Consider the following 17,237-nt stretch of genomic DNA (forward strand, 5'->3'; position numbering starts at 1 on the left):
CATGAGCATCCAAACCTCAACAACACCCCTCGGCCGCGACGACCTCGCGCGGCTCGTTGCGCGGGACATCGCGCCGGGTTCGTTCGTGAACCTCGGCATCGGGCAGCCCACGCTGGTCTCCAACTACCTCACGGAAGAGCAGAACATCACGCTCCACACGGAGAACGGGATGCTCGGCATGGGTCCGGAGGCCAAGGGAGAGGAGATCGACGGCGACCTCATCAACGCCGGCAAGATCCCCGTCACCGAACTCCCAGGCGCTTCCTATTTCCACCACGCCGATTCCTTCGCGATCATGCGCGGCGGCCACCTGGACATCTGCGTGCTCGGCGCTTTCCAGGTGTCCGCCACGGGTGACCTCGCCAACTGGCACACCGGAGCACCGGACGCCATTCCGGCGGTCGGCGGGGCGATGGACCTGGCCACCGGCGCGAAGGATGTGTTCGTCATGATGACGCTCCTGACCCGCGAGGGCGTATCCAAGCTCGTGGACACCTGCACCTACCCGCTCACCGGCGTGGGCTGCGTGACGCGCGTGTACACGGACAAAGCGGTCTTCCTGATAGGGCCCGACGGCGTGACCGTGCGTGAGACGTTCGGCTGCACCTTCGAGGAACTCCAAGCCCTGGTGCCGGTCCCGCTGGTGCCCTTCGACGAGAAGGCGGCGGGCGCCGTCGTCGGCGTCTAAACGGGGCCAATAAGATTGGTAACCATGACCGACGCAGCAGTAGCCGGAGTGCCGCAGGCAGGTGCTCCCCAGGCGAGTGACCAGTACGTGCAGTCGCTGGCACGTGGCTTGTCCGTTATCCGTGCGTTCGACGCGGCCAACCCTGTCATGACGCTCAGCGAGGTGGCGGCGCGTACCAACCTGACGCGTGCCACGGCCCGTCGGTTCCTGCATACCCTGGTGGAGCTGGGCTATGTCCGCACGGACGGCAAGACTTTCGCGCTCACGGCCATGGTGCTGCAGCTTGGCTATTCGTACTTGTCGGCGTTGTCCCTGCCCCAGCTCGCGCAGCCGCACCTTGAGGAGTTGTCGCTGAAGCTGGGGGAGTCGACGTCGGCCGCGGTGCTGGATGGAGCGGACATCTTCTACGTGGCCCGCGTGACCACGCGCCGGATCATGACGGTGGGGATCTCGGTGGGCACCCGTTTCCCCGCCTACGCCACGTCCATGGGCAGGGTGCTTCTGGCCGGGCTGCCGCAGCAGAAACTGGACGAATATTTGGGCGACGTGGAGTTCAAGGCCCTGACGCCGCGGACCATCACGTCCCGCGAAGAGCTGGTTTCCGAGCTGGACCGGGTGCGAAAGCAGGGGTGGTGCCTCCTGGACCAGGAACTGGAACTCGGGCTCATGTCCATCGCTGCGCCAGTGTGGAATCACAATGCCGGACACGTGGCAGCGGCGGTCAACGTCTCGCTCCAAGCCCAAAACGTCGCCGCGCAGCCGGACCCCGAGGCGTACCTCGAATCGGTCCGGGAACAGATCGTCGGAACTGCGCAGGCGATATCGCAGGACGTCTCGGCGAAGCATTAGCGTTTGGGGTCGTTGCCACGGCGCGTTGCGGCGCGTAGGCTCACGGCCCATGACCGACGTGGATGAGCAAGGACGACCGGAACCTCCCCTCGCAGCCGATGAGGCCGCCACCCTGCTGGGCTTCCTGGATTACCAGCGAGCCACCTTCGAGTGGAAGTGTTCGGGGCTCGACGCATCCGGCTTGGGGGCGACCGTGTCTCCGACGTCGATGACCCTCGGCGGCCTGCTCAAGCACTTGGCCTATGTCGAGGAGCACTGGTTTTCCCAATGCCTGCACGACCGGGACCGCCAGCCTCCGTGGGACACCGTGGACTGGAAGGCCGACCCTGACTGGGAATGGCACTCGGCCGCCGAGGACTCTCCGGAGCAGCTCCGTACGCTCTGGCACGACACCGTGAAACGCTCCCGCTCGCTGACCGCCGAAGCAATGGACGACGGCGGCCTGGACCGGCCGGCCGCCCGCACGTGGTCCGACGGCCGGGCACCCAGCCTGCGATGGATCGTGCTCCACATGATCGAGGAGTACGCGCGACACAACGGCCACGCCGACCTCCTCCGGGAGTCGGTAGACGGGCTAACCGGGGAGTAGGGGCGGACACGATAGCCGTCAGGGGGCCCGAACCAGCACGTTAGAGTGGTTTGGAGCGTCGCACCGTCCTGAGGAGTCCCATGTCTGACCTGGCGTTGGAGAGCCATCGGGTTCGGCAGCGATTCTCTCCACGGCTGGATCCCCTATGGTCTGGACTGTTCGGTTTTCTCTTGTCCTTCGCTGGAAGCTGGATCCCATCGATTTGGCGGGACGAGGCTGCCACCGCCTACGTGGCCAACCATTCGAGCCAGGAACTGTTTGCCATCGTAGGGCGCATCGACGGTGTCTTCGGGCTGTACTACTGGCTCATGCATGGCTGGTTGAGCGTTGTGGGGACAAACCCTTTGACCTTGCGGTTTCCGAGTGCCGTTGCTGTAGGCGTCGGCGTGGCCGCCGTCGTCGCGATCGGGACCCGGCTGCACAGCCGCTGGCTGGGCCTTGCCGCCGGCTTGGCGTTCGCCGTGCTGCCGAGGATGACCGCGATGGGAATCGAGGCCCGTTCCTACGCGATGTGCGCCGCAGTGGTTGCCGTTCTTGGCTGGATGATGCTGCTCCTGACGGAACGCGCCCGGATCCTCACTGCTGTGGTCTACGTTGTGGTGGGCGTCGTAGCCGTGTATCTGCACATGTATGCCGTGCTCGCGGTCGGATCGCTGTGGCTGTCCGGCATGCTTATGTCCCGAACGCGGCGGTCAAGGATCGTCCTGAGCGTAGCAACTGCCGGAATATTCGCTTTGACCGTCCCGCTCTTCCTGCTTGCCCGCACCCAGGCGGCGGCGCAGATCAGCTGGATCAACACCACTCCGGCCCAAATGTTCGCCCAGGTCTTCGTGGAGCAATTCTTCCCTTACAAGACCGTGGTACGTTTCACGACGCCGGACCAGGAATGGGTGCGATCGCTCGCCGTCGTGCTGGCCGGAATCGCATGGCTACTCGTCGCGGCCTTGCTGGTCACGGGATGGAAGCGGTATACCCGGGCAATGCTCTTCGCGGTGCCGGGCGTCGTCCTGCCGACAGTCGCCGTGTTCGTCTACTCCTTCCTGGTCTCACCGGCATACACGCCGAAGTACTTGATTTCCACGGTTCCCGCCTTTGCGATCCTGCTCGCATGTGCCCTCGGGAACCTGCCGCGGGTCTGGCTAAAAGTCACCGCGGTGGTGCTGCTGGCAGGGATTGCCGCTCCGATCTACGTTTCGCAACGGCAGCCCAACGGAAAGTTCGTCATCGACGATTTCTCCTTCATCGCCGGCACCATCGACGGCCACAGCACACCGGGAGATGGGATCCTGTTCGACGACAGCCCGGGAGACCCGATCGAATCCGGACGAAACGCGCTCTCCGGCTACCCGGCGTCTTTCCGCAACGTCCGGGACATCGCTGCAGTGACCGGACCCGAACGGTTGACGTCCCCGTGGTCACTCCAGCTCCCCTTCGATGCGGTGCAGGATCAGGTCGCCCGATCGTCCAGGGTGTGGCTGGTCACCACGCCCCAAAAGAAGCCCGACGCCGGCGCTGACGCCGCCAAGCTGACCCACCTCGGCTTCCACCCAGCCAGCCAGTTCGCCGGTCCCACCCACGAGGTCATTCTCTGGACGCGCTGAGGCTGTAACCCGGCCCGCGCTACCGGGTCAGCTTGGCGCCATCCGGGTGTTGGTCGCCGATGTGTCCCGGGGCGTTGGCAGCCAAGACGCGCTCAACGAACGCACAGTATTCCTCCACATAGTGGCGGAGGATGGATGCCAAGCCTTCGTCCCTGACCGATCCGTCCTCGTTATAGGCTGTGCGATCGAATTTGATGTAGGCCTCCGGGGAGTTCAGCTGGGGTGCGTCAAGGAAGCTCAAGACGTTACGCATGGACGCCTGCATCACGGCCGTGCCGATGCTGCCGGGCGACGTGCCGATGATGCCCGTTGGCTTGCGCGCGAAGGAGTTGGTTCCCCAGGGCCGGGATCCCCAGTCGATGGCGTTCTTCAGGGCGCCGGGGACGGAGCGGTTGTATTCCGGCGAGATGAACAGGATGCCGTCCGACGCCGCGATCGCGTTCTTGAGGGCCCGGCCGGCAGGCGGGTAGTCGGCGTCGTAGTCCGGGCTGTACAGGGGCAGGTCCTTGATGGGGATCTCAGTGAATTCGAGTTCTTCCGGCGCCACGCTGATGAGCGCCTTCGACAGGACCCTGTTGATGGAGCGGCTTGAAAGGCTGCCGACGAAGTATCCGATCTTGTACGTGGCCATGGCAATGTTCCTTCCCGACGGCGCGGCCGGAACCGGCTCATCGACGGTGCGGTAACTGGAGGCTCCCAGCCCACAGCGAGCCTAATTGAGCGGCCCAAAGATGGGAATGGCCCGGGTCGGTGTATGGATATACCAACACCGTACAGAGTGTGGATATCCATACATCAGGCTCGCGACCCCGGAACCTACTCCCGCCCGGGCCTTCGCCGTCCTAGACTCAAGCCAACAACGGCTCGGGACGATGATGTTCGGAAGGACATCGGGGTTCCGGAAAGGGAGCGCGGGTGAAACTTGGCATAGCTCGGGAACGCCTGGACGGTGAGCGGCGTGTGGCTGCGACGCCGGAGACCGTCACGCAGTTGGCCGGACTCGGCCTGGAAGTCGTCGTCGAAAGCGGAGCGGGAACCGCCGCGGGCCACAGCGACGAGGACTACCGGAAGGCAGGCGCCCTCATCGTCCCCGCCCTGGATCTTGCCCGACTGGACGTCTACGCGCACGTCCGCCCCCTCGAAGCCACGACGGCGGCCGCGCTGCGGCGGGGCGCCATCACCGTGGGCCTGGCCTCGCCGTCGTCGGAACTTCCTACCGTCCGCGCGCTCGCCGATGCGGGCGTGACCTCCTTCGCGCTTGAGTTGGTGCCGCGCATTTCCCGGGCACAATCCATGGACGCGCTCACGTCCCAGGCCCTCGTGGCCGGATACCGCTGCGTGCTCGAGGCGGCTATGCGCCTCCCGCGCTTCTTCCCGCTCTACATGACGGCCGCCGGAACGATTCCCCCGGCCCGTGTGCTGGTGCTCGGTGCGGGCGTGGCAGGCCTGCAGGCGATCGGTACAGCGAAGAGGCTGGGCGCACGAGTCTCTGCGAACGATATCCGGCCCGCTTCGGCGGACGAGGTCGCATCCATGGGCGGCACCTTCATCAAGCTCGACGTCGAGGCGGCCGAATCGTCCGGCGGCTACGCACGCGAACTCAGCGCAGATCGCGGCGCCCTGCAGCGTGAGCTGCTTGCCCCGCACGTGGCCCAGGCGGACGTTCTCATCACGACGGCGGCGGTCCCCGGACGGCGGGCCCCCCTCCTGGTGAGCCGCGAGATGGTCCAGCACATGCGCCCGGGCTCGGTGGTCGTGGACCTCGCCGCGGAGTCCGGCGGCAACGTGGAAGGCTCGGTGCCGGGCCTGGATCTTCAAATCCCGACGGCGGACGGCCAGGGCACAGTCACTCTCGTGGGGATGAAGGATGCCGCGTCCGCCATGCCGGCGGACGCATCACGCCTCTACGCGAAGAACGTCGCGAACCTGCTGGCACTGATGACGTGTGACGGCGCCGTCGTCCCGGACTTCGGCGATGAGGTGGTGGCGGGTGCTTGCCTGACGCACGACGGCAAGGTGCGGCACGGTCCGACGGCGGACGCCCTTGCGGCGCTCTCCGCCGAGACGGCGGAACCTGTCAGCACCGCCAACGAAGGGGTCTCCTGATGGACGGTATCGCCCTGCTCACCATCACCGTCCTGGCCATCTTCGTTGGTTTCGAAGTGGTCTCCAAGGTCTCCAGCACGCTGCACACTCCCTTGATGTCGGGGGCCAACGCCATCCACGGAATCATCCTGGTGGGGGCGATCATCGTCGCCGGTCAGGCCTCGGATCCGTGGGTCCTCGCGGTGGCGTTGCTCGCCGTCGTCCTCGCCACCGCCAACCTGGTGGGCGGCTTCGTGGTGACGGACCGCATGCTGGAGATGTTCCGCGGCCGTAAACGCATGGCACCGCCGCCCGGCGGTAAGCCCGAGCGCATCGAGGCTGAGTCGAAGGAGCGTTCGCGATGACACCCATCGATCCGGTGTGGACCTCGCTCCTCTACCTCGCCGCTGCCGTCTGCTTCATCCTCGCCCTCAAGGGTCTCAACTCCCCGCGAACCGCCCGGCGAGGCAACCTCGTGGGCGCATTCGGTGCGGCGCTCGCCGTCGCCACGGTGTTCATGTCCGTCAAGATGGACAATGTTCCCTGGATCCTGGGCGCAATGGTGGTCGGTTCGGGCGTGGCCGCGCCGGTCGCGCGGCAAGTCAAGATGACCCAGATGCCGCAGCTCGTGGCGCTGTTCAACGGCGTGGGCGGCGGCGCCGCGGCGCTTGTTGCGCTTCTGGAACTCGCGCACACCGAGGACCACTGGGTGCGTGTGGCCATTGTCTTCACGCTGCTGGTGGGGGCAGTGTCGTTCGCAGGTTCCGCCATCACTTTTTCCAAGCTCCAGGAGCTCATGACCACCCGCCCGGTGGTGTTTCCGGGCCTGCCGACCCTCATGGGAGCGGTGCTGCTCGCGGCGGTGGGTGTCGCCGTCGCCGTTGTTTTCAGTGGTTCCATCGCGCTCGCGCTGGTGCTTTTGCTGCTCGGTCTGGCGGCGGGCGTGCTGCTTGTGCTCCCGGTTGGCGGCGCGGATGTGCCGATCGTCATCTCCTTGCTGAATGCCTTCACCGGCCTCGCCGTGGCCGCCTCGGGCTTGGTGCTTGGCAACGTGCTGTTGGTTGTGGCCGGCACGTTGGTGGGCGCTTCGGGCACCATCCTCACCCGGGCTATGGCTGCGGCCATGGGCCGCAGTGTTGCGGGCATCCTCTTCGGAGCGTTCAAGGGCGGCTCGACGGCGGGGTCGACGGCGGTGAGCGACCGCCCGGTCCGCTCTTCCAGCCCGGAAGACGTGGCCGTGCTCCTTGGCTATGCACAACGGGTCATCATCGTTCCCGGTTACGGCCTTGCCGTGGCCCAGGGGCAGCACACGGCGGCGGAGCTGGCCCTCGCCTTGGAGGCGAGGGGGATCGACGTGGATTTCGCGATCCACCCGGTGGCCGGCCGCATGCCCGGGCACATGAACGTCCTGCTTGCCGAAGCCAATGTGCCGTATGAGTCCCTCAAGGAAATGGGCGAGATCAACTCGGAATTCCGGACGGCCGACGTGGCCCTGGTTGTCGGTGCGAACGACGTCGTCAATCCCGCGGCGAAAACCACCGTGGGTTCGCCGATCTACGGCATGCCCATCCTCGAAGTGGCCGATGCGCGCCAAGTAGTCTTCCTGAAGCGCTCCATGCGTCCGGGATTCGCGGGTATCGAGAACGAACTCATGTACGAACCCCAGACCACGCTGCTGTTTGGGGACGCCAAGGAATCCCTCACCAAGGTGTTGAGTGCGGTCAAGGCGCTCAAGCTTAGTTAACCAACCCGAGGCTGCTCGCGAGCCTCTCTACCGCCGAATCAGGTGAGCACACTCAGGATCGCGGCCCGCAGCTGCTGCCGGCCGGGTGAGCCCACTCAAGACGTGGCCGGATTCATCGCCCTATCATTCCCGAAGACCTAGGGTGGGAATGCTCCCATCCTTGACGGTTGCCCCGGCTTCGAATGGACGGTGAGTGGAGTGGCTGGTTCCTCGACGCATGAGCAGACGGTTAAGCGGCGCTTCCGGGTCCGGTGGGCCGCCGTCGGAGCGTGCGCGGCAATGGTCCTTGCACTCCTTAGTGGCTTTGCGTTGCCGGCGCATGCGGCTGCGAACACCATCATCTCCCTGACTTTTGATGACAGCAACGCGGACCAATTGACCGCCGCTACCACCATGAAGAACCTGGGGCTTCACGGCACTTTCTACACAGTCTCCGGATGGATCGATCAGCCGAGCTATTTCACGTCGGCGAACCTGCAGCAGCTCTATGCGGACGGCAATGAGATCGCCGGGCACACCGTCACGCACCCCGACTTGGTCACCTTGACATCGGATGAAGTGACCCGGCAGGTGTGCAACGGCCGTGTTGCCCTGGCAAACATGGGCTTCAAAGTCACCAGCTTCGCCTACCCCTTCGCTTCCTTGGATCCTGCCGTGCAGACCATCGTGAAGAATTGCGGTTTCAACAGCGCTCGCGGGCTCGGGGACCTTTACAGCAAGGACGATCCCGGGCTACCGGCTGCCGAGACGATCCCGCCCGCCAACCCTTATGACACCGCCGCGCCGGAGGAAGTGGACAGCACCTGGACGCTGTCCAACCTTGAAAACTCCGTCACCAGGGCCCAGGCGGCCGGCGGCGGCTGGGTTCAATTGACGTTCCACCACATCGCGGTGGGGACCGATCCGACCCTCACCATCAGCCCCAGTCTGTTCAACCAATTCGCCTCCTGGCTGGCGCAACAACAGACGGCAGGCAGCGTTGCCGTCAAGACGGTTGACCAGGTAATCGGTGGCCCGGTCCAGCCCCTCGTCTCCGGCCCGCCGGTGCCACCGCCGCCACCACAGGGAACCAACATGATCCAGAACCCGAGCCTCGAGACGCTTACCAGCGGGATCCCGCTGTGCTGGGCCGCGGGCGGATACGGCACCAACACGCCCAGCTTCTCAGTGGTCTCGCCCGGCCACACGGGCAACAACGCGGAACTGCTGACCATGAGCGGCTACGTCAGCGGTGACGCGAAACTCCTGCCGGCCCTGGACCTTGGCGGCTGCTCACCCACGGGCACTCCGGGCCATATCTATCAACTCAGCGCCTGGTATAAATCCAATGTCATCACCCAATTCGAGGTCTACTACCGCACCGGAACGGGGTATTGGACCTACTGGACGGCAAGCCCGTTGTTCAACGCGAGCAGCAACTGGACCCAGATCACCTGGACCACACCTGCGCTTCCGGCAGGCGCCTCCGGTATCAGCTACGGACTGAACATCCAATCCAACGGCTCGATCACCACGGATGACTACTCGATGATCGATGTCAGTCCCGCTGCCTCGACGGCGCCGGCCGCGCCGACCGGTGTGGCCGCGACGGCGGGCAACGCGTCCGCGGTGGTGTCCTGGACGGCTCCGGGCAACGGCGGGTCCCCGATTACTTCGTATTCCGTGACGCCTTCCTCCGGCGGCACGGCATTGGCTCCGGTAACGGTCTCCGGTAATCCGCCCTCGACGACGGCGACCGTCACCGGCCTCAGCAACGGCACCGCCTACACGTTCACCGTCACCGCCACGAACGCCGTCGGGACGTCCGCGCCGTCCGCCGCGTCGGCGCCCGTCACCCCCACGGCTCCGTCAGTTCCGGGGACCCCGACCGGGGTGGCTGCGACGGCGGGCAACGCGTCCGCGGCGGTGTCCTGGACCGCGCCTGCCAACGGCGGGTCCCCGATTACTTCCTATTCCGTGACGCCTTCCTCCGGCGGCACGGCCCTGGCTCCGGTGACGGTCTCCGGTAATCCGCCCTCGACGACGGCGACCGTCACCGGCCTCACCAACGGCACCGCCTACACGTTCACCGTCACAGCGACGAACGCCGTCGGGACGTCCGCGCCGTCCGCGGCCTCGGCGCCCGTGACACCGACCGCACCGGTTCCCGGCGTCGTGAACGGCGGGTTCGAATCCGGGCTCAGCTCCTGGACCACCGGCGGGGTCAGGGCACCGGTGGCCTCCACCGTTGCCCACACCGGCACCGGCTCCGCGCTCCTGGGCCTGGCCTCCGGGGCCGAACCGCTCGGGGACAGCACCCTGTCCCAGACCATCACGATGCCGGCTTCCGGGACGTCCACCCTGTCCTTCTGGTACCAGCCGCACACCGCCGACGAGACCTGCACCGGCACCGCCTGCCGCTACGACTGGATGGAAGCACAAGTCCGCACCGCCAGCGGCACCGTCCTGGCCAGCCTGTTCAAACTGTGCAACAACAACGGCACCTGGACCCAGCTCAGCGCGAACCTCTCCGCCTACAACGGCCAGACCGTCGTGCTCTGGTTCAACGTCCACCTCGACGGTTCCAGCCCCGCGGACGACACCTGGATGTACCTCGACGACGTCGCCATCACCAACAACCAGACCACCCCCACCGCACCCGCAGCCCCCACCGGGGTCACCGCGACCGCGGGCAACGCCTCCGCCACCGTGTCCTGGACCGCCCCGGCCAACGGCGGTTCCCCGATCACCTCCTACACGGTCACCCCGCACGCCGGCACCACCACCCTGGCCCCGGTCACCATCACCGGCAACCCGCCCGCCACCAGCACCAACATCACCGGGCTCAGCAACGGCACCGCCTACACCTTCACCGTCACCGCCACCAACGCCATCGGCACCTCCCCGGCGTCGACCGCTTCCCTCCCCGTCACGCCCACCGCGGGTTCCACGGCACCGGCCGCCCCCGCCGGGGTCACCGCGACCGCGGGCAACGCCTCCGCCGCCGTGTCCTGGACCGCCCCGGCCAACAACGGCTCCCCGATCACCTCCTACACGATCACCCCGCACACCGGCACCACCACCCTGGCCCCGGTCACCATCACCGGAAACCCGCCCGCGACCAGCACCAACATCACCGGGCTCAGCAACGGCACCGCCTACACCTTCACCGTCACCGCCACCAACGCGATCGGCACCTCCCCGGCGTCGACCGCGTCCGCACCGGTCACCCCGACCGGAACCACCAGCTCGGCCATCATCAACGGCGGCTTCGAATCCGGGCTCAGCTCATGGATCGCCGGCGGCGTCAGGGCACCGGTGGCCTCCACCATCGCCCACACGGGCACCGGCTCCGCGCTCCTGGGCCTGGCCTCCGGGGCCGAACCCCTCGGAGACAGCAACCTGTCCCAGACCATCACCATCCCCGCCACGGGAACCACCACCCTGTCCTTCTGGTACCAGCCCCACAGCCAGGAAGACGTCTGCTCCGGCACGGCCTGCCAATACGACTGGATGGAAGCACAAGTCCGATCTACTAGCGGCACCACCCTGGGAAGTCTTTTCAAACTCTGCAATGACAACGGCACCTGGACCCAGCTCACCGCCGACCTCACCGCCTACAAAGGCCAGACCATCACCCTCTGGTTCAACGTCCACCTCGACGGCTCCACCCCCGCCGACGACACCTGGATGTACCTCGACGACGTCACCCTCACCAACGGCTGAATCCGCCGAGGGCTGTAGGACAAACGTGAGCGCGAGAGGGACACCGTCGCATTCTGCTGGATCACTCCCTTCGCCAAAGGTGCCGGCCCCTTGACTCCGCGGGCCCGGAATTTGTCCATTCGAATGATTGAGCAGAATCCCACGTCCGGGCGAAGGCAATCCGGGAAGGACTTGACCGGCCCTGGATGTACCTCGACGACGTCACCCTCACCAACGGCTGAACCAACTCCCCGCTACTTGGACGTTGTTGACGCTACCGGCCATTCCGCTTCAGCCGCGAGGTCCATGGTGGTGAGGCGCAGCCACAGCCAGAGCCGCTTCTGCGGGTCGTCCAGATCGAGGCCGAAGTCCTTGGCCAAGCGCGAGATCCGGTACCGGACGGTGTTGTTGTGCACGTGGAGGCTGGCCGCCATCGCGGAGATACTTCCGTTCGAGGCCATGTACGCCCGCAAGGTGTCCAGATAGTCGGTCTGCTGTTCGGCGTCGTAGGCCTGGATTTTCGCGATGTCGTCGAGCTCGGCAAATCCGCTCTCGCTGATGAACGCCCCGACCTTCAGCAGATTCAGGGGGATCCTGTAGTCCTCGAACAGCCCGACGGAGGGAGAGCCCGCGGGATCAGGCTTCGTCGATTGCTGGTGGAGCAGGTACTGGAGTGTCTGCACGGCTTCCGACCGGGATCCTGGCAGCTCCTCCACGCGGGCTGCGATCCCGCCGACGGCAGCGATGATCGGATAGGAGCTGATCGTGTGGCCGTAGGCTCCGATTTCATGGACCACACGCCGGTGGATTGCCCTTGAGGTGGCGCCGTCGGAGGGCAGAAGCGCGTAGACCACCGAGTCGATGAGGGCGCTGTGGCTGGCGTTGAACTGGACGTTGCAGACAGTGGTCACCAAGTGCAGCAAGCGATGGATTTCACGCACCGACTCCAGGCTGCCTGTTTCGGGCCGGACGATGGAAAAGGCCGCGACGGCGAGCCCACCCGAGGATTCGAGCCCGAGTTGGGCCGCGGCAAAGGGAGCGTGACCAGGGTCCTCCATGAGGGTCCGGATCAGGTCGCCGTTCCGGCGTTCCCCGAAGTCGGAAGCAGAGCGGGCGTGGAGCATGTGCAATCCGGCCAGCGGTGCCATCCTGTCGAGTGCCTCAAGGGCCGCTTCCCGCTTGTCCTCGCCTGGGTCGATGATCCAGATCGAGCCAAGGAGTTCTCCACCGGCCCTCACGGCAAGGGCCAGCCTGGCCATCTCCTCATCGATTCCGGGGATGAGCACGGCCCGGCCGGACGCGTAAACGGTCTTGAAGTCCACGTCGAATGCCGGCGGTTTGATCTCCTGCAGCGAGAGCGTGGTGACGCGGCGAAGCTCGTCGATGGGCTGGCCGGGCAGGGTGGAGTAACCGAGGATCCTGCCGAGCGGATCCACGATGCTGGCCGCGCCGTTGGTGATGGAGGCGGCGGCGTTGGCGAACGCATAAAGGTCTCCGAGGCGGACGCCGGACACCGAGTCCACTGCCGCGCCCATGACTGATGCCCTGGCCAGTGCCACGAGCCGTGTCCAATCGGCTGCGTCAGGTGCGATGAGGACAGCAAGGTCGTGGCGGATCGCGGCAGAGCGCAGCTCCTCCAAGGGCGCCCCATGGGCCTTGACGATGACTCCGGCCGCGTTGCTGTTCGACGCCCGGTGGAGCAGCTGGTCGAAATCCGGCGAACCGCACTTGAGTCCGACGGCGAGGATGATCCTGCCGTCGATGCTGGCCCATTCGTCCATGGGGTCGTACATGAGTACGTCCGAGACGGGATGTCCGAGGTTGTCCGGGGTGGGATTCGCGTGCACCAAATCGGCCTGCATGAGCTGGATGCAATCGGACAGTCGCACGACGGCGGCCTGGAGATCGGGCTCTGCGCGGCGCCCTTCCTTCGTATCCATGCTTGGAAGATATCACATGCTGCAAGGAGATCTTATGGAGGAATCGACATGTAGAAGGGGAGAGATCTACATCACCATTGAGGAAGGTACCGAAAGAGAATTCCCCCAAAAAACAGAGGATCAGAAAAATGAGATTCAAGGACATCAGGGCGCTGGCCTCGGTGCAGGGACCCGCCCGGTCCGTGTCCGAGCGATTGTCCCGGCGCTGCTACAGCGTCGAGGACATGAGGAAACTGGCCGCGAAGCGCCTTCCGGGAAGCGTGTTCGATTACATCGAGGGCGGCGGCGAGGACGAGGCCTCCCTGAAGCGCAACCGCTCCTCCTTCGACGATTGGGCCTTCCTCCCGAAGTGGGGCTCGGTGGAGCATCTTGACCTCGGGTCAACCCTCCTGGGCGGCCCGGTCGCGATGCCGTTGACGCTCTCGCCCACCGGCGGCACCCGGCTCTTCCACCCCGACGGCGAGACCGCCGTCGCTCGCGCTGCCCTTGAAGCAGGGGTCCCCTACGGACTGGCACACTTGAGCACCACCACCATGGAGGACGTCAGTGCCGCCACCCCGGGCCTTCGCCGATGGTTCAATATCGAGCCGACCGCGGACAAGGGCCTCCTCCAAGGCGTTCTGGACCGGGTGTCGAATGCCGGGTACGAAGCGCTTCTGGTCAACGTCGATTGCCGGGCGATCGGCCACCGGGAACGGGACTACCGCAATGGATTCACCGCGCCGCCGTCGATCAAGCCCAAGACTGTCGTCGAAGGGGCGCTGCATCCCAGGTGGGCTTTTGGGTTCCTGGCCAACGATGCGATCGCGTTCCCGAATCTCGACGCCGAGATTCCCGAAGGCCCGCTCTCCAGCAGTCCCGACATGTGGCGGACCCTCCTGGCCGGGTCCTACGAACCGACGGACTGGGACGACATCCGTGACCTGAGGTCGCGCTGGAACGGTCACATCATCCTCAAGGGCGTCGTCAATCCGCAGGACGCCGTCCTCGCGGCCGAACTTGGTATCGACGCCATCCAGGTCAGCAACCATGGCGGCCGGCAACTGGACCACATGGCATCGCCGCTCGATGTGCTTCCGGAGATTGCCGGGAAGGTGGCTGGCCGGCTCGAAATCATCGTCGACGGCGGCATCCGCCGCGGCTCCGACGTCGTCAAGGCCATCGCCCTCGGAGCCGACGCCTGCTCCATCGGCCGCCCCTACCTGTACGGACTGGCAGCCGCAAGCCAAGCCGGAGTAGCCCACGTCCTGAAACTGTTCGCGGCCGAAATCACCCGCACCATGATGCTCCTCGGAGTCTCCACGATCCAGGAACTCCGGGAAGAAGGCCGTGACCTGATCCGGCACCGCAGCGAGGCATTCCCAGGCATCACCCCCACCCCCGAGGCCCAGATGGCCTACGCAGAAACGAGGTCCTCCCGATGAAATCCCCAACCATGAAACGCCCCAGGCTCGGTGTTACCGGCGCCGTCGCAACCGCAGCACTGTTGTTTGCCGTGACCGCTTGCTCCCCGGCAACGTCCGCCACCTCGGCAGTGTCGCCAGGCGGCGCACCCGGGCAGGACGCGAGCGTCCCCGCTCTCGACGTCAACCAGGCCGCTGCGCAGTTGCTGCCGGAATCCATTAAGGCGAGCAAGGTCCTGCGCGTGGCCATCCCCACGAACGAGCCGCCGACCCAGTTTTACCGGGAAGGCACCCAGGAGATGACGGGTGCCAACCCCGATGTCGCTCGGCTTATCGGAGAGGCGCTCGGAGTGAAGGTCGAGATCCAGGTGGCCAATTTCGATTCCATCATCCCGGGGATCGCGGCCGGGCGGTATGACATGACCGTCTCCTCGATGACCCCGACGGCGGAGCGCATGAAGGTCCTGGATTTCGTCGACTACATGCAGATGGGCAGCACCGTCGCAGTGGCGAAGGGTAATCCGCTGGGCCTCAATGAAAAGGCGCTTTGTGGCAAGAAGGTCGGAGTCCTGACCGGCTCCTACCAGCTCACAGTCGACGTCCCCGGGTTCGACAAATCGTGCACGGACGGCGGCAAGGACAAGATCCAGACCAACGAGTTCCAGGACACCCGCCAGGCCATTTCGGCCCTGACCAGCGGCCGCCTCGACGCCGTGCTTGCTGATTCGCCCATCCTGAACTTCGCCGCGACCCAGAACCCGCAGATCGAGATCGCCGCCAAATACGGCTTCGCGCCGGTCAGTGTCGGCATGCCGAAGGACTCCGGCCTGGTCAAGTCCGTCTCTGCGGCCCTCAACGCCGTGATCAAGAGTGACTCCTACGCCAAGGTCCTCGGGACGTACGGCCTCGAGTCCAGCGCCATTACCGACGCCCGCGTCAACTTCGCCCAATAAGAGGTGACCATCATGCAACAACACTCCATTTCCGACACAAGGCAAAGCGTTTCCGCGGCCCCGGGAGACTCCATCCCCGTGGTGCCGCTCCGGCACCCCGTCCGCCTGGCAATCGCCGTCGTCCTCATCCTTGTCGCCTTCAGTGCAGCGTGGGACGTGGCGGTAAACCAGCGGTACCACTGGGACGTCGTCGCCTCCTATCTCTTCGCCCCGCAGATCATCACGGGAGCCGGCCTCACGATCCTCCTCACCGTGGTTTCCATGAGCGTCGGCATTTCCCTTGGCACTGTCCTGGCGATCATGCGGCTTTCGGCCAACCCGATCGTCAACACCATCAGCCGGGCGTATATCTGGTTCTTCCGCGGAACCCCGCTGCTGGTGCAGTTGATCTTCTGGTACAACATTGCCGCCCTGTATCCCGTGATCGCCTTCGGATTGCCCTTCGGCGGCCCCTCCGTGGTCCTTGGTTCGGCCAACGTCCTCGTCTCTCCGCTCGGTGCGGCGTTGCTCGGATTGTCCCTGAATGAGGCCGCCTACATGGCCGAGATCATCCGGGGCGGCATCGGATCCGTGGACAAAGGCCAGTACGACGCCGCCCGCGCACTCGGCATGAACGGCAGCAAGCTCATGAGCCGCGTCATCCTCCCGCAAGCGATGCGCGTGGTCCTCCCACCCACCGGCAACCAGGTCATTTCGATGCTCAAAGGCACCGCCTTGGTCAGCGTCCTGGCCATCTCCGACCTGCTGTATTCCGCGCAGATCATCTACGCCAACAACTACCAGACCATCCCGCTGCTCATCGTCGCGAGCCTCTGGTACCTGCTCATGACGACAATCCTGAGCTTCTTCCAAAGCAAACTCGAACGACGGTACGGCCGCGGCTTCGACGCCGCACCGCGACGGACGCGCCGGCTCAAGACAAGGACAGCACGATGACAACCGCGATGGTGGAAGCCCAAGGAGTCCGCAAAAGCTTCGGTTCGACGGAAATCCTCAAGGGCATTGACCTGAAGGTCGAACGGGGCTCCGTCACCTGCCTCATCGGCCCGTCGGGCTCCGGAAAGACAACTTTCCTTCGATGCATCAACCATCTGGAGAAGGTCGACGCCGGACGCCTGTACGTCGACGAGCACCTGGTCGGCTACTCCGAACGGAACGGACGCCTCTACGAAATGAAGGAACGGCAGACCGCCCGTTCCCGGCTGACCGCAGGGATGGTCTTCCAACGCTTCAACCTCTTCCCACACATGACAGTCCTGGAGAACGTCGTGGAAGCGCCGATACACGTCCTGGGACGCTCCCGAAGCGAAGTGGTCGTGGAAGCCCAGGCCTTGCTGGACCGGGTAGGGCTCGGCAACCGGGGGCATTCCTATCCCCAGGAGCTCTCCGGCGGGCAGCAACAACGGATCGCGATCGCCCGCGCACTGGCCATGAAGCCCAAGCTCATGCTTTTCGACGAACCGACCTCGGCGCTGGACCCGGAGCTTGTGGGCGAAGTGCTCGATGTCATGAAGTCCCTGGCCGAAGCCGGGATGACCATGGTGGTGGTCACGCACGAACTGGGCTTCGCGCGCCAAGTCAGCGACCAAGTGGTCTTCATGGACCAAGGGGTAGTTGTTGAAAGCGGCAGGCCTGAGGACGTCCTGGGCAACCCGCAGCACGAACGCACCCAGGCCTTCCTGTCCAAAGTCCTCTAAGACA

The 17,237-nt window shown here is 65.4% G+C and carries 14 protein-coding genes; 12 read left to right on the top strand and 2 right to left on the bottom strand.

Features of this window, described 5'->3' with window-relative positions; translation table 11 throughout:
• Nucleotide 1: 1 nt before the first annotated feature.
• The 4 genes from ACSBOX_RS00440 to ACSBOX_RS00455 all read left to right on the top strand — a co-directional run bounded on the left by ACSBOX_RS00440 (nucleotide 2) and on the right by ACSBOX_RS00455 (nucleotide 3,727).
• Nucleotides 2-688 carry a 3-oxoacid CoA-transferase subunit B gene (locus tag ACSBOX_RS00440; protein WP_442544295.1) on the top strand — a complete coding sequence of 229 codons (687 nt, stop codon included), beginning with the start codon at nucleotides 2-4 and terminating at the stop codon, nucleotides 686-688.
• 24 nt (nucleotides 689-712) lie between these two features.
• Complete coding sequence (locus tag ACSBOX_RS00445; protein ID WP_442544296.1) at nucleotides 713-1,537, top strand: IclR family transcriptional regulator domain-containing protein; 825 nt, start codon at nucleotides 713-715, stop codon at nucleotides 1,535-1,537.
• Between the two features lie 49 nt (nucleotides 1,538-1,586).
• Nucleotides 1,587-2,126: a DinB family protein gene (locus ACSBOX_RS00450; protein WP_442544297.1), complete on the top strand. Its 540-nt coding sequence runs from the start codon at nucleotides 1,587-1,589 to the stop codon at nucleotides 2,124-2,126.
• 80 nt (nucleotides 2,127-2,206) lie between these two features.
• Nucleotides 2,207-3,727 (top strand): glycosyltransferase family 39 protein, encoded by a 1,521-nt coding sequence (locus ACSBOX_RS00455; RefSeq protein ID WP_442544298.1) that lies wholly within the window; start codon nucleotides 2,207-2,209, stop codon nucleotides 3,725-3,727.
• A gap of 19 nt (nucleotides 3,728-3,746) precedes the next feature.
• Here the strand turns inward: ACSBOX_RS00455 and ACSBOX_RS00460 are convergent, their stop codons facing one another.
• Nucleotides 3,747-4,358: an NADPH-dependent FMN reductase gene (locus ACSBOX_RS00460; protein WP_442544299.1), complete on the bottom strand. Its 612-nt coding sequence runs from the start codon at nucleotides 4,356-4,358 to the stop codon at nucleotides 3,747-3,749.
• A gap of 284 nt (nucleotides 4,359-4,642) precedes the next feature.
• Here ACSBOX_RS00460 and ACSBOX_RS00465 point away from each other — a divergent pair, with 284 nt between their 5' ends.
• The 4 genes from ACSBOX_RS00465 (at nucleotide 4,643) to ACSBOX_RS00480 (ending at nucleotide 11,261) form a co-directional block, all read left to right on the top strand.
• Nucleotides 4,643-5,833: a Re/Si-specific NAD(P)(+) transhydrogenase subunit alpha gene (locus ACSBOX_RS00465; RefSeq protein WP_442544300.1), complete on the top strand. Its 1,191-nt coding sequence runs from the start codon at nucleotides 4,643-4,645 to the stop codon at nucleotides 5,831-5,833.
• The gene (locus tag ACSBOX_RS00470; protein WP_442544301.1) at nucleotides 5,833-6,177 is read left to right on the top strand and encodes an NAD(P) transhydrogenase subunit alpha; all 345 of its coding nucleotides are present in this window, start codon (nucleotides 5,833-5,835) and stop codon (nucleotides 6,175-6,177) included. Before ACSBOX_RS00465 ends, ACSBOX_RS00470 begins: the two co-directional genes overlap by 1 nt.
• Entirely contained in the window at nucleotides 6,174-7,556 is a 1,383-nt protein-coding gene (locus ACSBOX_RS00475; RefSeq protein ID WP_442544302.1) for an NAD(P)(+) transhydrogenase (Re/Si-specific) subunit beta, read from the top strand. The genes ACSBOX_RS00470 and ACSBOX_RS00475 overlap by 4 nt, the downstream gene beginning before the upstream one ends.
• A 279-nt stretch (nucleotides 7,557-7,835) precedes the next feature.
• Entirely contained in the window at nucleotides 7,836-11,261 is a 3,426-nt protein-coding gene (locus ACSBOX_RS00480; protein ID WP_442544303.1) for a fibronectin type III domain-containing protein, read from the top strand.
• A 233-nt stretch (nucleotides 11,262-11,494) separates the two neighbouring features.
• Here ACSBOX_RS00480 and ACSBOX_RS00485 read toward each other — a convergent pair whose 3' ends face one another.
• Nucleotides 11,495-13,180 (bottom strand): PucR family transcriptional regulator, encoded by a 1,686-nt coding sequence (locus tag ACSBOX_RS00485; RefSeq protein WP_442544304.1) that lies wholly within the window; start codon nucleotides 13,178-13,180, stop codon nucleotides 11,495-11,497.
• A gap of 128 nt (nucleotides 13,181-13,308) precedes the next feature.
• On the opposite strand from ACSBOX_RS00485, the gene ACSBOX_RS00490 reads away from it, so the two are divergent.
• Genes ACSBOX_RS00490 through ACSBOX_RS00505 form a run of 4 tightly spaced genes read left to right on the top strand, consistent with a single transcriptional unit; the run spans nucleotide 13,309 to nucleotide 17,233 of the window.
• Nucleotides 13,309-14,604 carry an alpha-hydroxy acid oxidase gene (locus tag ACSBOX_RS00490; RefSeq protein WP_442544305.1) on the top strand — a complete coding sequence of 432 codons (1,296 nt, stop codon included), beginning with the start codon at nucleotides 13,309-13,311 and terminating at the stop codon, nucleotides 14,602-14,604.
• Nucleotides 14,601-15,536, top strand: a complete 936-nt coding sequence (locus tag ACSBOX_RS00495; RefSeq protein WP_442544306.1) for an ABC transporter substrate-binding protein — start codon at nucleotides 14,601-14,603, stop codon at nucleotides 15,534-15,536. Before ACSBOX_RS00490 ends, ACSBOX_RS00495 begins: the two co-directional genes overlap by 4 nt.
• A 12-nt stretch (nucleotides 15,537-15,548) precedes the next feature.
• Nucleotides 15,549-16,472, top strand: a complete 924-nt coding sequence (locus ACSBOX_RS00500) for an amino acid ABC transporter permease (RefSeq protein WP_442544307.1) — start codon at nucleotides 15,549-15,551, stop codon at nucleotides 16,470-16,472.
• Nucleotides 16,469-17,233 (top strand): amino acid ABC transporter ATP-binding protein, encoded by a 765-nt coding sequence (locus ACSBOX_RS00505; protein WP_442544308.1) that lies wholly within the window; start codon nucleotides 16,469-16,471, stop codon nucleotides 17,231-17,233. The genes ACSBOX_RS00500 and ACSBOX_RS00505 overlap by 4 nt, the downstream gene beginning before the upstream one ends.
• Nucleotides 17,234-17,237: the final 4 nt, after the last annotated feature.

Source organism: Arthrobacter sp. KN11-1C, assembly GCF_052180225.1.
In the GTDB taxonomy this organism is placed as follows: Bacteria; Actinomycetota; Actinomycetes; order Actinomycetales; family Micrococcaceae; genus Arthrobacter.

Excerpts from the sequence above, each read along its gene's own strand:
- ACSBOX_RS00495 (WP_442544306.1), top strand. The coding sequence starts at position 14,601 with ATGAAATCCCCAACCATGAAACGCCCCAGGCTCGGTGTTACCGGCGCC.
- ACSBOX_RS00440 (WP_442544295.1), top strand. The coding sequence starts at position 2 with ATGAGCATCCAAACCTCAACAACACCCCTCGGCCGCGACGACCTCGCG.
- ACSBOX_RS00485 (WP_442544304.1), bottom strand. The coding sequence starts at position 13,180 with ATGGATACGAAGGAAGGGCGCCGCGCAGAGCCCGATCTCCAGGCCGCC.
- ACSBOX_RS00505 (WP_442544308.1), top strand. The coding sequence starts at position 16,469 with ATGACAACCGCGATGGTGGAAGCCCAAGGAGTCCGCAAAAGCTTCGGT.
- ACSBOX_RS00500 (WP_442544307.1), top strand. The coding sequence starts at position 15,549 with ATGCAACAACACTCCATTTCCGACACAAGGCAAAGCGTTTCCGCGGCC.
- ACSBOX_RS00460 (WP_442544299.1), bottom strand. The coding sequence starts at position 4,358 with ATGGCCACGTACAAGATCGGATACTTCGTCGGCAGCCTTTCAAGCCGC.
- ACSBOX_RS00475 (WP_442544302.1), top strand. The coding sequence starts at position 6,174 with ATGACACCCATCGATCCGGTGTGGACCTCGCTCCTCTACCTCGCCGCT.
- ACSBOX_RS00450 (WP_442544297.1), top strand. The coding sequence starts at position 1,587 with ATGACCGACGTGGATGAGCAAGGACGACCGGAACCTCCCCTCGCAGCC.
- ACSBOX_RS00445 (WP_442544296.1), top strand. The coding sequence starts at position 713 with ATGACCGACGCAGCAGTAGCCGGAGTGCCGCAGGCAGGTGCTCCCCAG.
- ACSBOX_RS00455 (WP_442544298.1), top strand. The coding sequence starts at position 2,207 with ATGTCTGACCTGGCGTTGGAGAGCCATCGGGTTCGGCAGCGATTCTCT.
- ACSBOX_RS00470 (WP_442544301.1), top strand. The coding sequence starts at position 5,833 with ATGGACGGTATCGCCCTGCTCACCATCACCGTCCTGGCCATCTTCGTT.
- ACSBOX_RS00490 (WP_442544305.1), top strand. The coding sequence starts at position 13,309 with ATGAGATTCAAGGACATCAGGGCGCTGGCCTCGGTGCAGGGACCCGCC.
- ACSBOX_RS00480 (WP_442544303.1), top strand. The coding sequence starts at position 7,836 with ATGGTCCTTGCACTCCTTAGTGGCTTTGCGTTGCCGGCGCATGCGGCT.